The organism is Microcoleus sp. Pol17C6, assembly GCF_036701145.1.
Taxonomy (GTDB): domain Bacteria; phylum Cyanobacteriota; class Cyanobacteriia; order Cyanobacteriales; family Microcoleaceae; genus Microcoleus.
Map to the genome: position 1 here is coordinate 22,695 of NZ_JAUBQH010000047.1, position 14,149 is coordinate 36,843.

General features: G+C 46.1%; 12 protein-coding genes. 4 read left to right on the top strand and 8 right to left on the bottom strand.

The features are described 5' to 3' along the window. Nucleotides 1-69: 69 nt before the first annotated feature. From QUA25_RS20955 to QUA25_RS20965, 3 genes are all read right to left on the bottom strand, one after another. Nucleotides 70-444, bottom strand: coding sequence for a hypothetical protein (locus QUA25_RS20955; RefSeq protein WP_333041041.1), 375 nt, complete (start codon nucleotides 442-444; stop codon nucleotides 70-72). A gap of 150 nt (nucleotides 445-594) precedes the next feature. Beyond that, complete coding sequence (locus QUA25_RS20960) at nucleotides 595-2,271, bottom strand: AarF/ABC1/UbiB kinase family protein (RefSeq protein WP_333041042.1); 1,677 nt, start codon at nucleotides 2,269-2,271, stop codon at nucleotides 595-597. A 416-nt stretch (nucleotides 2,272-2,687) separates the two neighbouring features. Beyond that, nucleotides 2,688-3,845: a DegT/DnrJ/EryC1/StrS family aminotransferase gene (locus QUA25_RS20965; protein ID WP_333041043.1), complete on the bottom strand. Its 1,158-nt coding sequence runs from the start codon at nucleotides 3,843-3,845 to the stop codon at nucleotides 2,688-2,690. Between the two features lie 121 nt (nucleotides 3,846-3,966). On the opposite strand from QUA25_RS20965, the gene QUA25_RS20970 reads away from it, so the two are divergent. Together QUA25_RS20970 and QUA25_RS20975 are read left to right on the top strand one after the other, a co-directional pair. Continuing rightward, a complete protein-coding gene (locus tag QUA25_RS20970; protein ID WP_333041045.1) occupies nucleotides 3,967-4,752 on the top strand; it encodes an ABC transporter permease in 786 nt (261 codons plus the stop codon). Between the two features lie 201 nt (nucleotides 4,753-4,953). Then, nucleotides 4,954-5,592, top strand: coding sequence for a Uma2 family endonuclease (locus tag QUA25_RS20975; RefSeq protein ID WP_333041047.1), 639 nt, complete (start codon nucleotides 4,954-4,956; stop codon nucleotides 5,590-5,592). A gap of 59 nt (nucleotides 5,593-5,651) precedes the next feature. Here the strand turns inward: QUA25_RS20975 and QUA25_RS20980 are convergent, their stop codons facing one another. The 5 genes from QUA25_RS20980 to QUA25_RS21000 form a co-directional block, all read right to left on the bottom strand. Further along, nucleotides 5,652-7,541, bottom strand: coding sequence for a hypothetical protein (locus QUA25_RS20980; RefSeq protein ID WP_333041049.1), 1,890 nt, complete (start codon nucleotides 7,539-7,541; stop codon nucleotides 5,652-5,654). 159 nt (nucleotides 7,542-7,700) lie between these two features. Further along, nucleotides 7,701-8,375 carry a nitroreductase family protein gene (locus QUA25_RS20985; RefSeq protein WP_333041050.1) on the bottom strand — a complete coding sequence of 225 codons (675 nt, stop codon included), beginning with the start codon at nucleotides 8,373-8,375 and terminating at the stop codon, nucleotides 7,701-7,703. 176 nt (nucleotides 8,376-8,551) lie between these two features. Then, a complete protein-coding gene (locus QUA25_RS20990) occupies nucleotides 8,552-9,538 on the bottom strand; it encodes a GntR family transcriptional regulator (protein WP_333041052.1) in 987 nt (328 codons plus the stop codon). Between the two features lie 209 nt (nucleotides 9,539-9,747). Continuing rightward, complete coding sequence (locus QUA25_RS20995) at nucleotides 9,748-11,433, bottom strand: adenylate/guanylate cyclase domain-containing protein (protein ID WP_333041053.1); 1,686 nt, start codon at nucleotides 11,431-11,433, stop codon at nucleotides 9,748-9,750. 61 nt (nucleotides 11,434-11,494) lie between these two features. After that, nucleotides 11,495-12,883: an aminopeptidase P family protein gene (locus QUA25_RS21000; RefSeq protein WP_333041054.1), complete on the bottom strand. Its 1,389-nt coding sequence runs from the start codon at nucleotides 12,881-12,883 to the stop codon at nucleotides 11,495-11,497. Nucleotides 12,884-13,279: 396 nt separating this feature from the next. Between QUA25_RS21000 and QUA25_RS21005 the strand changes: the two genes are divergently transcribed. Further along, nucleotides 13,280-13,723: a DUF4332 domain-containing protein gene (locus QUA25_RS21005; protein WP_333041055.1), complete on the top strand. Its 444-nt coding sequence runs from the start codon at nucleotides 13,280-13,282 to the stop codon at nucleotides 13,721-13,723. A gap of 64 nt (nucleotides 13,724-13,787) precedes the next feature. Next, nucleotides 13,788-14,147: a Spx/MgsR family RNA polymerase-binding regulatory protein gene (locus QUA25_RS21010; RefSeq protein ID WP_333041056.1), complete on the top strand. Its 360-nt coding sequence runs from the start codon at nucleotides 13,788-13,790 to the stop codon at nucleotides 14,145-14,147. Nucleotides 14,148-14,149 lie beyond the last annotated feature (2 nt).

Here is a 14,149-nt window from a genome sequence, read left to right on the forward strand (position 1 = left end):
CAAATAGGATAATCTTAGAGAACTATCAACCCCCTTCCTTCAGATAAAAAGAGGTTGATAGTTAACCTTTCATTGTTCAAAAGAATCTAAATCCAGCGCTTGGGAACCTCCGCGTTCTAACTCGATCAAAAGCTTACCCAACTGAGTCCAAACTAGCCAACCTGTGAGTACCGTCAGTGGCAAAGCTAGGGCATAAGAAAGTAGTTTTGGGAAGCCAAAAATCTCCATTCCAGAAGCTAAAAATACGCAAATACCGCCAGCCATTCCCAGAAAAGGTATGACCAATTGTAGCCTTGGCAGGTTAGCCAAGGTGCGAGTAGAACGATTTTTAGACCACTGTTGTACGGATTGTTTGAGAGTTGCTTCAAATGCTACACCGGAGGCCATCCCTGCTAGCAGTCCAGCCGACATTAAAAAATAGGGAGGTTCTGGAAAATAATACACGAATAATTCCTTAATTTGGGTAATTTGGGTAATTGGAAATTGGGAGTAGGTAATTGAGAATTGGGAATTGGGAATCGGCAAAAGTAGAATTATTTTTCTTTCTTCTTCCCTCTTCCTTCTTCCTTCTTCCCTCTTCCTTCTTCCTTCTAATTAAAACCGAGTTAGCGCCGCTGCTCCTGCTGTGGAAAAATCCGTCAAAGCGCCTAGAGCAACGTTGAACAGGCGACTGGGCTGCAAGTCTTCCTTGACTAAGTTCCACAGACTGCGAACTTCTTCGGTGTGGATTCGATCGTCCTCAATCAAAGCTAACATTAGCTGGCGTCTCAAAAACGACCCTTCCTCTGACAGCAAAAATTGCAAGCCTAGTTGTGCTGTGGGGAGCAAGTCGAAACTACGATCGGATCGGGCGATCGCGATCATGTCCTCTAACCTGTTCCACTGGAATTTGCCATCTTTGAATAATACCTCAATCAGTCGCCGCCGCAGTGCCGGAGATTCTCCGTTCAACAAACGCCGCGCTACATAAGGATACGCCACATCGACTATCTTGAAATCGGGATTCAGCGTCAGGGCCAAACCTTCTTCTGTCACCAGAGAGCGAATAATTAAGGCAAATTTCGCCGGCACCCGGAAAGGATAATCGTACATCAACTCCGAAAACTGGTCTGTAATCGTCTTAAAGTTAAAATCTGACACCTTTTCGCCGACGATATCACCTAATACAGATTCCAACGCCGGAACGATCGGCATAATATCTGTATCTGGTGTCAAAAAGCCCAGTTTGACAAAATCCTTGGCTAATTGTAAGTAATCTTTGTTGATCAAGTGAACCACAGAATCAACCAAAGTTTCTTTAGTTGTTTCTTCCATCTGATCCATCATCCCAAAATCAATGTAAGCCATGCGGCCGTCCGCTAAGGCAAACAGATTTCCCGGATGGGGGTCAGCATGAAAAAATCCGTGTTCCAGCAACTGCCGCAAACCGCTGCGGACTCCGACTTCAATTAAACTATCGGTATCCAAACCTGCGGCTTTAACACTTGCCATATCTGTCAGCTTGATGCCGTCAATCCATTCGAGAGTGAGAACGCAATTTGAAGTATAACGCCAGTAAATACTCGGAACTTTTACTGTCGGGTCATCGGCAAAATTTGTCGCAAATTTCTCGGCGTTGCGTCCTTCATTGATATAATCAATTTCCTCGAACAATTTGATACCGAATTCATCGACTATTAAACAAAGGTCGTGACCGAGATTCAGCGGCAACAAGGGGCCCAACCATCCAGCGGCCCAGCGCATTAAATAAAGATCCAGGCTCAAAACTGGCAGCAAATTCGGTCGCTGAACCTTGACTGCTACTGCTTCCCCGGTGAGGAGGCGAGCTCGGTAGACTTGACCGAGACTTGCCGCGGCGACAGGTTCGGGAGAGATTTCGCTATAGGTTTCGCTAATTTTGCGATCGAGTTCCGCTTCAATAATCTCGAAAGCGCGCACCGAGTCAAACGGCGGCAATTGATCCTGAAGTTTGATCAATTCTTCGAGAAAGTCTTTGCGGATCAAATCCGGTCTGGTAGAAAGGGCTTGGCCGACTTTAATGAAAGTGGGGCCCAAGCGAGTGAGTATTTGTCGCAGGTGGGCGGCCCGTTCCGGCTGGTGTGCTGCGACTTCGTGCTGCCAACTGTCCCACAGCATCCCCAGCACGAAGCCCGCAAAAGACCAAATAACGGTAATTGCGCGCCAAATTGCTTTCCAAGGACGGTTGCGGTAATACTGAGCGATCGCTTGTGGATCGTAGCGTCTAGCCTGAGTGAATTGATACTGAGGCACTCGTTTATTTTCCTCTTATCTTCTGAAAATTACAGGTTAAATTGAGAATTGGGCATCGGGCATCGGGCATCGGGCATCGGGCATCGGGCATCGGGGATGGAAGTCGAAAGTTCAAATATTATTTATTCTTCGTTCTTCGTTCTTCCTTCTTCGTTCTTCCCTCTTCCCTCTTCCTTCTTCCTTCTTCATCATTGACCGATCGCACTGCAAGTTTTAGGCGAGCGGAAAATGCACCCGTTCGAGGCGGATTGCTAGCCTAAATTTGTTTCTTTTCATTAAATATAGTACATAAAAGTACAAGTGATCGGTCAAAATACTTAACGGCTCTCCCTGACCGCTGCACATTCTCACAACACTGCAACCCTGCAATTCTTTTCTCCTCCTGCATTTCCCTCGCTGATGCCATCGCGCCAAAGCTACCGGATGCGATCGGCCTTTGCCAAGCAATCTTTCAGCCCATAAATCGTCCGCTCTTGTTGATCCCTCGACAGTTCCGGGAACATCGGCAAAGACAAGACTTCGCGACAAACTTGCTCAGCCTTTGGCAACTGACCGACAAGATAACCCAAAGATTTGTAAACAGGTTGCAGGTGCAAAGGTAACGGATAGTAAACCATCGAACCGATGCCAGCTTCCTGCAACTGATCCCGCATCCAATCTCGAAAATCGCCAGAGGAATTTTGCGCCTCTTCTGGACTTGTCAGCCGGATCGTGTATTGATTCCAAACTCCTTTTGCTTCCGGCAATTCTTTGGGGACGGCAACTCCGGGCACGCGGGAGAGAAATTCGCTGTAAAGTGCCGCTTTCTCCTGCCGCTGCGCGTTCCAACTGTCGAGATACCGCAATTTAATGCTGAGAATCACCGCTTGCAGGGCATCTAAACGGCTGTTGTACCCGATTTCTTCGTAGAAATATCTAGAAGACTGTCCGTGTTCTTTGAGCACTCGCATCGAAGCTGCGAGGGCTGGATCATTTGTCGTCACCGCGCCACCGTCACCGCAAGCGCCTAAATTTTTGGTCGGATAAAAACTAAAGCAGCCGACATGGCCGATGCTGCCGACTTTTCGAGACTGCCACTCGGCCCCGACAGATTGGGCGCAATCTTCAATTACGGCTAAATTGTGTCGAGTCGCAATTTCCATCAACCGAGTCATGTCTACCGGTTGGCCGAAGATGTGCACTGGCATAATTGCCTTGGTTTTGTCGGTAATTGCCGCTTCGAGGAGCTCGACATCCAGATTAAAAGTCTCGCTGTCAATATCGACAAATACTGGAGTTGCACCGACGGCGCTAATTGTCTCAGCCGAAGCAAAAAAGGTAAAAGGAGTGGTAATCACTTCATCGCCGGGGCCAATTTTGAGAGCACGCAAAGCCAAAATCAGCGCATCCGTGCCAGAGTTACAGCCCACGCACTCGGAAACTCCCGTGTAGTCGGCGAACTCTCGTTCAAAACTCTTCACGGCTGGGCCGCCTACGTAGCCGCCAGAGGCAAGCACTTTTTGCACCGCAGCGGTTATCTCGTCGCCAATCTGCGCGTATTGGCGGGTTAAGTCGAGGGGGGGAACATTATTCACTCTTCACACCACAAATTTCAAGCATTATCAAAGCAAATTCTTGCAGCAAAACTGTTTCTCAGAAACCTTTATTGCAATATCTTATATTTGGACAGGCAAACAATCACATTATCAAAAGGGTATGCCGGAGTTAATTGAGCTAGATTTTACAGATTTGGGTTGGGCTTTGGGGATGGTGGCGATCGCGATCGGGCTTTCGGCGTGGCAGGGATTGGGATTGGAGGGGGCGATCGCGATCGCCGCAGGGCGCACCCTGATCCAGCTAATCTTAGTCGGATACGTGCTCGCAGTCGTATTTGACCCGGAGGGGAAAAATCCTTGGCTGGTTTTAGCAGTTTTAGCAATCATGCTGACAACAGCTAGCATGGTTGCCAGCAACCGCATCAGCAAAAAAATCAAGAACTTACTGCCCTTAGTTTGGGGTTCAATTTTTATCAGTACGGCCTTGACTCTCGCCTATACAAACTTGCTAATTTTGCAACCTGACCCTTGGTACGAACCGCAATACCTGATTCCCTTAGCGGGTATGATTTTGGGCAATGCTATGAACTCCGGGGCGATCGCGGGCGAAAGACTTGTCAGTACAGTTAATAGCAGCCAGTTAGAAATAGAAACCCATTTAAGTTTAGGTTCGACGCCGCAGCAAGCAGTAAAGCAGTACCGCAAAGATGCGATCAAAGCTGGATTAATCCCGCTCTTAAATACAATGACGGTGGTAGGAATCGTGACTTTACCCGGAATGATGACAGGTCAAATGCTGAGCGGTATCAGTCCTCTCAATGCAGCATCTTACCAGATTTTGATTATGTTTGTGTTAGCGCTGGCAACTGTAATCGCAACTCTGCTGTTGACTGAGGGATTGTCCCGGAAGTTTTTTAATCAAGATGCACAATTGATAAAATGGTAATTAAGAATTGGTAATTAAGAATTGGTAATTGGGCATTGGTAATTGGGCATTGGGCATTGACAATGGGTAATATAATGTAGGTAGGAACTTGCATTTAGCCTTATTTTATTGAACAGGCTTTCCGGCCTGTTCCACACAGAGTGAGTTATCTTGTGGGGTGAGCCGAATAGCCCGCCCCAGTCATCACTAAGGAGAATAGCCATGATTCAAATAGCAAGTAAACCGCTAACTTTTGAAGAATTTGCGGAATGGAAGCCCGAAAATGCACGTTATGAACTGCACAATGGAGAGATTGTTGAAATGTCACAGCCATTAGGAGAGCATGAAGAAGTTATCAGTTTTTTAGGTTCAGAATTAAACGCTGAGTCTAGAAGGCTAAAACTTCCGTACATTTTCCCCAAACAAGCATTAGTTAAAAACCTCGAAAATGACTCTGCTTATTCTCCAGATATTCTGATATTAAATCGCCCCAATTTAGCATCAGAACCTCTGTGGCAAAAGTTCTCAACTGTGACTCAAGGCGCATCAATTCCGCTTGTTGTTGAAGTCGTTAGCACGAATTGGCAAAATGACTACATCAGGAAGGTCGGCGAATACGAACTAATCGGGATTCCTGAATACTGGATTGTAGATTATCTCGGTTTGGGGGGTCGCAGGTTTATTGGCAATCCCAAGCAACCAACGATATCGGTTTATCAGTTGGTTGACGGCGAGTATGAGGTGAGTTTGTTTCGGGGAAATGATAGGATTGAGTCGCCAACTTTTCCAGAGTTAAATTTGACGGCGCAACAAGTTTTTCAAGCGGGATTGACTGCGGATGAAATTGCTGGCGATGCGTGAGTGTAAATATTGCGATCGTTCTGACAAATTTTTCGCCCTCACGCACCCTACAAATACAACTATTTCGGTTCGTGGCTCCCAATCCGCTTGCCTTCGCCATCGTACACCTGCATCGGGATTTTGGCGTTTTCGGCGATCGCCTCCAAAGCTTTTTGCAACGTTTGAACGTGCTTTTCTACAGCTTGGCGAGACTTCACAGCATTGTTGTTGTTTGCTTGAATGAAAGTTTGTTGCAGTTTCTGCACGTAATTAGGAGTCATCTGTACCGCAATCAAATCTTTGCTAACAGTATAGTCGCAAATCTTGGGGTTGCCTTTACAAGTTCTATCTAAATCAGTGCGGGCTTTTTGTAGGTTCCTTTCTTCCTGTAACCTTACTTCTGCTTGCTGCAATGAAGTTTTGTAGGAAGCGATCAGCGGTTGGGCTTTCTGAGAATATGCAGTTGCCGCCGGCACTTGCTCCGCGTAACTCAAAGCTCTTCGCCAGGATTCTGATGCTTTAAACCAGGCGTTTTTGCCCTCAAAAATTTGAGCTTCCGCTGCTAAAGTCACAGCTTGAGTATAGGCATTTTCCGAAATTCCTTCGACATTTTTGCGCTCGCGAGCTTCTGAAAGTTTGGTTTCGTATTTAGGAACTAACAGTTTAGCTTGTTGGTAAGATGTCGTGCTCGTGGGAATTTCTGATAGGATGTCGAGGGATTCTTCCCAACCTGATTGCACTTGATCCCAAGTCTCGGCTGTCTGAGCTACTGCTTCGCGAGCTTCTGCTATTTGGGCTCTACTTTTGGCCGCGAGCAGCGTTTTTTCGGCTTTTTTCTCTGTGCTTAACTGGCGATTTCCAGTTGCTAAATTCTTCCCGTATTCTTTTGTCTTTCTCTGAGCAAACGGATAAACTGGGCTGTCTGTGGGGATTTCTCCGAGTTCGGCGATCGCACTTTGCCACAGAGCTTGCGCTTCCTGTCCGTTTTCGGCAGAATAAGGCGGATTTTGGGTTTTCTGGGCTGCTGACTGTGCGAGGCGCGCTGCATCGATCGCAGAGTTTAAATTCTGATTTTGCTTTCGGTAGTTTTCCAGGGCGCTTTGAGCTTCACCGCGATGAATTGACCAAGAGGGAATCGGTTCCAAAAGGGCGATCGCCTGTTTTAACTGTCGCTGCGCTTCTTGGGGGCTGTTGGCAACTTTTGACGTTTTCAGCGTCTTCGTCGAATTATCGCTCAACTGTTTGGCATTAGCTAATGCTGTACATTCTCCGATAACACAGGGGCGGCTCAGCATATAATAACCGCCTGCCAAAATTAGCGCCGCCATGCTGACCATTCCTGCAGCAGCCAGCATCGCAAACGGTGAATGCTTGGGTTTTTGGGCAACTGCTACCGCTTCCATATCCAGCGGATTGAAGGGATTGTCTGCAATATCTGCCGGGATTGCAGCTACTTTAAAGGCGATCGGATCGGAATTGCTGGAACTCTCAGACAAATTGGGGAAATATTCTTCAGCCCACGCATCTTTCCCATCCGTTTCTAACGGTATCTCCTCCTCTACATCGGCCGTCTGAGCAACATTTTCTGTTAAGACTATCCCTGTTTCTTCTGCGGGGGTATTCTCGGTTTTTTTGAACAACTGCACTGTTTTTGGTCTTGACAAAACAGGGTTGTGCATGGTAAAAGAATGGAAAGCATAAGGCTGTTTTTGCCCGGTAATTTTTAGGCAAAGTCCAATCTGTTGAATAGATTCTGGTTCTATTTCGATAATTGCTGCTTCTAGCACCGCAAAAGTCGGTTTGGCTTTGAGAACTAAACTGCGCGGGTGTTCTCCCACAACCGTTAAAGATTCATCTCGAAAATCACAACTAATATAAAGCGGTAAGTTTTTAAATCCGGCTGCTTGCAAGTGTTGCTGCAATTTTACTTCGAGAATTTGTGCGTTGCTTTGTCGCGTTGCTGCTGTCATATTTTTTCCTCTCTCTGATATCACCACTTTCGATTTTAGATTGGGGATTTTTGATTTTAGATTGCCGAACTGTCGGGATTTTTGATTTGTTTGAACTAGGGCACCGATTCATTCCAAATCTTAACTCTTAAAATTCAAGTTGCAACAAAATCTTAACTCTCAAATCTCAGCTTGCAAAGCCTGTCCATAACTTTCGCTGTAATAAACTTGAGTCACGTCAAAACGTCCGCCATATTGTTTGAAAGGTTCTGCTGCATAACCAAGCGGCAGCAAACAGCAAACATCTACTTCTTCGGGAATTTGAAAAACTTCTTTCACCTTAGCGCTGACAAAACCTTCCATCGGACAACTGTCTACCCCAAAACTTTTAGCTGCAATCATTAAGTGGGCTACTGCGAGCATTGTATGTCTGTTTGTCCAAGCTTCTAGGGAGTCGAAGCAGGGACGGTTCTCGAACAATTGCGGGATTGCTTGTCGCATATAACCGGCTAAATTGTCATTCATTGCCCCTGTGGCTTTGCCCAATTCGATGACAGCTTCGGTGTTTTCGGGCCTGGCGGCGCGTCGATCGCCACAACAGATTAATACTACTGGGGCTTCTACCACTTGGCGCTGATCAAAGGCGCAAGCTTTTAATTTTTCTTTGCTGGCTGAGTCTTGAAGTACGATAAACCGCCAAGGCTGCAAGTTGTAACCAGAGGGCGATCGCACTCCCAACCGCAAAATCTCTGCCAATATTGCTGGGGGAATCGGATCGGGTTTGAAGCTGCGCGCGGCCCGGCGGCTTTCGATCGCCGTTTTAACATTAATTGAAGGTTGGATTTCAATTGTCATGGATAATTCTAATGGGTAATTGGTAATCGGTAATTGGGCATTGGGCATTGGGCATTGGGCATTGGGATTGGGGCATTGGGCATTGGGATTAGTAACTTAAAAAAGTTGAATTGTTTTTCTTCCTTCTTCCTTCTTCCTTCTTCCCTCTGCCTTCTGCCTTCTTCCTTCTTCCTTCGTCATCCCAAGCCCAACTCGCGCTTGAGCAAATTAATCGACTTAGAGCCGATGTAATTTTCGGAGCATATCAGTTGCGGGGGACGAATAATATCTTCTCTAGCCGCATTGATTGCAGCTTTAACTGTAGCAAAACTCGGTTGGTCGCAAAAAATTGTTCTGGCAGATCGCACGATCGAGTTAATCTTGTACTCGTCTGACACCAAGGCCGTCATCACCAGCAAATCCTCTCCCCGGATGCTGTGGATGATGACTTCGGTCGATCGCAGCATTCCCGGACTCAGGCTAACGAGACCCAAATAACTGTCTTTCGGCAAACCCCCGACTAGCTGGATTTCCTGGCTGTAGTCGTAAATGTCTACGGGAATAACTCGCACCGAACGCGGTGCCGAAATCGATTCTGCTTCTCCGATAAAATACCGGCTCGTGATCACAGTTCCCGAAGAGATTTGATCCAAAAAAGTACCTAGCTGTTCCATCGGCACTAACTGTATGGGAATGCGAAGAGCTTGTTCGAGTTCTTTCGCCATCAGTTCACCCACGCCGATGTCTTCTGTGGGGGCTGTGACGACCACTCGGGCGCTGCACCTGAGCCGCCAGTCAATTTCGGCCAAAAATAATTCCCTCGCTTGGTTGAGCGTACAGCCCTGTTCCAGCAGTTTATCGATACTTCCTTGCACTATTTTGTTGGCAAGGGGATATTCTTCGAGGATCGGAGATTTGTGTTTGTTGCCTACAACTTCGTTGCCTTGAGCGCGGACGTAAATGCCCGATCCTGCTTGGGCTTCTACGAGTCCGGTATTTTCGAGCTGGCGGTATACTTTGCTGATGGTGTTGCGGTGCAAACCCGTCTGCATGGCTAGCTGTCTGGTGCTGGGCAAGCGGTGTCCGGGCGGAAATTGTCGCGAGGCGATCGCAAACCTGATTTGATTGAATAGTTGGGTGGATGCTGGAATATCGCTATCTGTTTGAATATGAAATTGAACCATTATTAAAGGCTCCGACGACTTCAACTTAGTATTTTTATAACGTCGAGTACCGCGCCTAGGATTGCTCCGATATCTCTGTCTATAGCATAATCTTATTTGGTTGATCTGCAGCAGCCGTTCTGCCACAGGGCGATCGCGCCTTCGAGGCGATTAATCGCAGCCTCCGGAGTTTCCCTCAACAATCAGGTACTTTCAAGTCTTAGTTTTATTTACTCTGAGATTTTGAGCTCGCTTGCTATTTTTCTACCCGTCAGCAAATAAGTCTGCATTTCCCCTTTACCTTTAATCTCGATCTCGCCACGATCTTCAAATTCATATTTATCGTGGAGCAACTCATAAGTATAGTGGCTGACTTGAATGCGACCTGTTATGCCGTGAGATTCCATGCGGCTGGCTGTATTCACGGCATTTCCCCACAAATCGTAAATGAATTTTTTAGTCCCGATTACCCCCGCTACCACCGGGCCGCTATTAATCCCGATGCGAAGGTCAAATTTCGCATCTAGCTTCACATTTAATTCCTTAATTGCTGCTAGCATATCCAGCGCCATTTCGGCGATCGCCTCTGCGTGGTCTGGACGTTCAATGGGAATACCGGCTGCTACCATGTAAGCATCCCCGATCGTCTTGATTTTTTCTAAGCCGTGCTTCTCACTCAGTTGGTCAAAAGCTGAGAAAATTTCATTCAGTAAGTATACTAATTTAGTGGCGGACATGGTAGTAGAAATTTGGGTAAAATTCACCAAGTCAGCAAAAAGAATTGTTGCTTTTTCAAACTTGTCAGCAATCACCCCCGGTTTATGCTTCAACCTGTGGGCGATAGGTTCTGGCAAAATATTTAGCAGTAAACTTTCAGTTTTTTTCTGTTCTTTCCTGAGTGCAGATTCCATCTGCCTGCGCTTGGTTATGTCGTGAAAAAACACAGAAATGCCGTCGTGAGAAGGAAAAACCCGGACTTCCAACCACACTTTTAAGGGGCGATAATATTTTTCAAAAGCCACTCCAATTTGTTTAGCTACAGCTTCATGATACTCTTTATAAAAATCCGAATTTGCGAACTCGGGAAACTCTTCCCAAAAATTTTTACCATAAAGTTCTTCCTGCGATCGCTTCAAAAATTGTGATCCTTTGTAATTGACGTAAGTAAATCGCCACTGGGTGTCGAAAGCAAAAAAAGCATCGCTCATTCCTTCTAAAAAATTGACAATTTGCTCGTCGGTAGAACGGAGTTTTTCTTCTACTTGTTTGTTCCTGATCTGTGCCCGCTTTAATTTAGTCAGATTGATTCGCAACTCCATGTGGTTGATAATTTGCCGTCCTAAAGTCCGCAGCGCTTCTAGCTGTTGTGGGCTGAGATTACGAGGGATTGTATCTATCGCGCACAAAGTGCCGATCGGATAACCGTCAGGAGTTACTAGCGGCGCGCCAGCATAAAACCGAATATTTGGATTGGAAGTTACTAGCGGATTGGCGGCAAAGCGATCGTCATCTAAAGCATTGGGTACAACTAGCAATTGGTTGGGATTTAAAATAGCGTGGGCGCAAAAAGCTGACTCTCTCGGAGTTTCGGGTGCTTCCAGACCGACTTTTGATTTAAACCACTGTCTGTTAGAATCTATTAAGCTTACTAAAGCAATAGGAGTGCCGCAAATATAAGATGCTAAAGCTGTTAGATCATCAAAAGCTGCTTCTGCCTCTGTATCTAGAATGTCGTAGCGATGAAGTGCTTCTAGCCTCTGTTCTTCGTTGCTCGGCAAAGGTGCAGCTTGCATCGGCGGCCGCGAGGATATAGGTTTACGAACACTGCGTGGAAGTATTAGTGCTGGGAGTTTTCTAACTTGCGAGAACACTTTTTTAACTAATATCAAAAGACTTTTTTGCCAACCTTTTTTCATCTTTATTTATTTTTTTTCACCCCTGATGGAACTGCGTATGTGCGATCGAGCTAGGCTCTACTTACGTATTTACCGCAACTAACTCCTCAATCTCCGGAGCTTTTGTGGGCAATTTGCCTGTCAATACTTCTCTACCCTCATCGATGACAAGTATATCATCTTCTATGCGTATCCCCCGCACATCGGCAAATTTTTCCAACTCCTCCCACTTAACAAAATCTTCATATTTGGCGCGGTTTTCTGGGTTATTTAAGATGGCCGGCACTTGATAAAATCCCGGTTCGATCGATACCAGCATTCCGGGACGCAAAACTCGATTCAAGCGCAAAAATCCCAACCCAAACCGACTGCTTCTCGTTCTTCCTTCTTGATAGCCAGCTAAATCTCCTAAATCTTCCATATCGTGAACATCCAAACCGATTAAATGTCCGATTCCGTGGACAAAAAATAGCGCGTGAGCATCCATTTCTACCAAATCTTCAACATTGCCCCGCAAAATACCTAAATCAACCAATCCTTCCGCCATAATTCGAGCAGCTAATAGATGAATGTCTTGATATTCCACGCCCGGACTAATGTAATCAATACAAGCATCGTGCGCTGCTAAAACTACATCATAAATCGCTCTTTGAGTCGGAGAAAACTTGCCAGAAACTGGCCAAGTGCGCGTCACATCAGCCGCCCATCCCGTTGATGTTTCCGCACCGACATCTGCTAACAACAAATCTCCGGTTTGTAGGGAATTGTGATAATGTTCGCTGTGCAGCACTTCTCCATGCACCGTCACGATACTAGGATAGGCATAGGTCATATTTTTGGAGATGATGACACTTTCCATTGCAGCGCGCACCCCTGCTTCAATTTGAGCATTTCGAGTTGCCGCCATTCCGGCTTTGTGAGCTTCTACAGTAACAGTCGCAGCTTGACGCAATTCAGCCAAACTGGCTGCATCGTGGCTCAGGCGCAGAGATACGATCGCCTGAGTTAATTCTAGGTCGATTCCGGTTGGCGAGTTGGGCGGTGCCAGAGGGCGATCGAGAATTTGAGACTGTTGCAACTGAGTCCAAGAATCCTGAACGGCGATCGTTGCTGTATTGGTTGATCGTGCTTTCAATTCGGCCATTGGGAAAGCACCATCAGCCCCAATTAGTTCGGCAATTTCTGCTCTTTTCGGCATTTCTCCGTGCCAAAGCGTGCTGCTAGCAGGTGCGTCATCTAAGAACAATTCTAATTTCCCCGATTCTAAGCGAATGGCAGCATTTTCTAAGGGCAAACCAGCAAAATATAGAAAGTGACTGCTGGCACGAAAGGGATAAGTAAGTGCCGGATAATTGCGAGGAACGCTGCGCCCCGACCATAAAATCACCGGAAAACTAATTAAACGAGCCAGTTTTTGCCGCCGTTGGTGTAGAGTAGTAGTTAACAAATCATAACCTTGTGTAATTGTCATGGGTAAAAACCTATAATTTTGAGTTGGGTTTGCAGTCAGCCACAAGTTTTTGCATTCTCAGCATTAAAGCACTAAAATTCTGACTGCAAACTTGGCAGCCAGTTTGGCGAAGATTTTCATCAGGAACTTCTTTTGTGCTAGCATTTATAGGCTGTATTTTTTATAGTTTTTGTCGTCATCGCGGGGATGATTTGGTTAAGCAGGAAGCCTGATCCACAGGCAGGAAAACCAGGCTGAAAGTGCTACTTGGTAGGCAATTAGCAGAAATGTCACAACACCCGCAATCAGTCAAATTCCTTAGTCTGGTTTTTGTTGATTGGGTGACATGAGCGATCGCCTATATTGACGGTTTGATCTTTTAGACTTTAAAGTATAAGTAAAATTAACTGAAAAAACATGAAAATTTCTCACAAAGCTCCTCAAACTTCAGCGCAAGTACGCGATTGGCCGATCGCACACTTACCGGGATTGAGCAAGGAAAACCAATCTCAACTGGAAGAGTGCAGCATCACCACAACCGGACAACTAATTCGCATGACGAAAACGCCAGCGGCGAAAGTGTTGCTAGCCAATCAATTACAGATTAACATTCAATATGTTAATAAATGGGTAGCGATGGCAAATTTGGCTCGAATTCCAAGTGTAGGGTGTCAGTATTGCGGGCTGTTACTTCACGCCGGCGTTGCTTCTCCGGCTCAATTGGCTCAAATGCCCGTGGAGAGATTGCACCAACAAGTTTTAAGGCTGCACGTAGCGACAATGCAGCGCAATGACTTGACTCCTTCAGTCGATCGCGTGCAAAAATGGGTTCAACAAGCTAGATTAGTCAGTAGTCATTAGTCAGTTGTCAGTTGTTAGTTGTTATTAGCCAGCAGTAAACAGTCAACAGTCAACCATCATTATTATGTCAATTCAAGTTTACGGAATCCCGAACTGCGGAACCTGCAAAAAAGCTTTCCAGTGGCTCAAAGATAGCGAGGTTAATTACGAGTTCATTAACACCAAAGAACAGCCGCCGACTCGCGAAACAATTCAAAGCTGGGTAGCTGCTTTGGGTTTTCAACCCATGCGAAATACTTCCGGTCAATCTTACCGCGCTTTGGACGATGACAAGAAAAATTGGACTAGCGAAGAGTGGGTAGATGCTTTTGCTAAGGATGCGATGCTGCTCAAGCGTCCTCTTTTCGTTAAAGATGGAACCGCTGTTTTAGTAGGTTTCAAAGAAGACGTAATTCGAGAAAAATTGGGGCTTTTAAAGGGCTGAGT

Excerpts from the sequence above, each read along its gene's own strand:
- QUA25_RS21000 (WP_333041054.1), bottom strand. The coding sequence starts at position 12,883 with ATGACAATTACACAAGGTTATGATTTGTTAACTACTACTCTACACCAA.
- QUA25_RS21005 (WP_333041055.1), top strand. The coding sequence starts at position 13,280 with ATGAAAATTTCTCACAAAGCTCCTCAAACTTCAGCGCAAGTACGCGAT.
- QUA25_RS21010 (WP_333041056.1), top strand. The coding sequence starts at position 13,788 with ATGTCAATTCAAGTTTACGGAATCCCGAACTGCGGAACCTGCAAAAAA.
- QUA25_RS20970 (WP_333041045.1), top strand. The coding sequence starts at position 3,967 with ATGCCGGAGTTAATTGAGCTAGATTTTACAGATTTGGGTTGGGCTTTG.
- QUA25_RS20985 (WP_333041050.1), bottom strand. The coding sequence starts at position 8,375 with ATGACAATTGAAATCCAACCTTCAATTAATGTTAAAACGGCGATCGAA.
- QUA25_RS20975 (WP_333041047.1), top strand. The coding sequence starts at position 4,954 with ATGATTCAAATAGCAAGTAAACCGCTAACTTTTGAAGAATTTGCGGAA.
- QUA25_RS20995 (WP_333041053.1), bottom strand. The coding sequence starts at position 11,433 with ATGAAAAAAGGTTGGCAAAAAAGTCTTTTGATATTAGTTAAAAAAGTG.
- QUA25_RS20980 (WP_333041049.1), bottom strand. The coding sequence starts at position 7,541 with ATGACAGCAGCAACGCGACAAAGCAACGCACAAATTCTCGAAGTAAAA.
- QUA25_RS20990 (WP_333041052.1), bottom strand. The coding sequence starts at position 9,538 with ATGGTTCAATTTCATATTCAAACAGATAGCGATATTCCAGCATCCACC.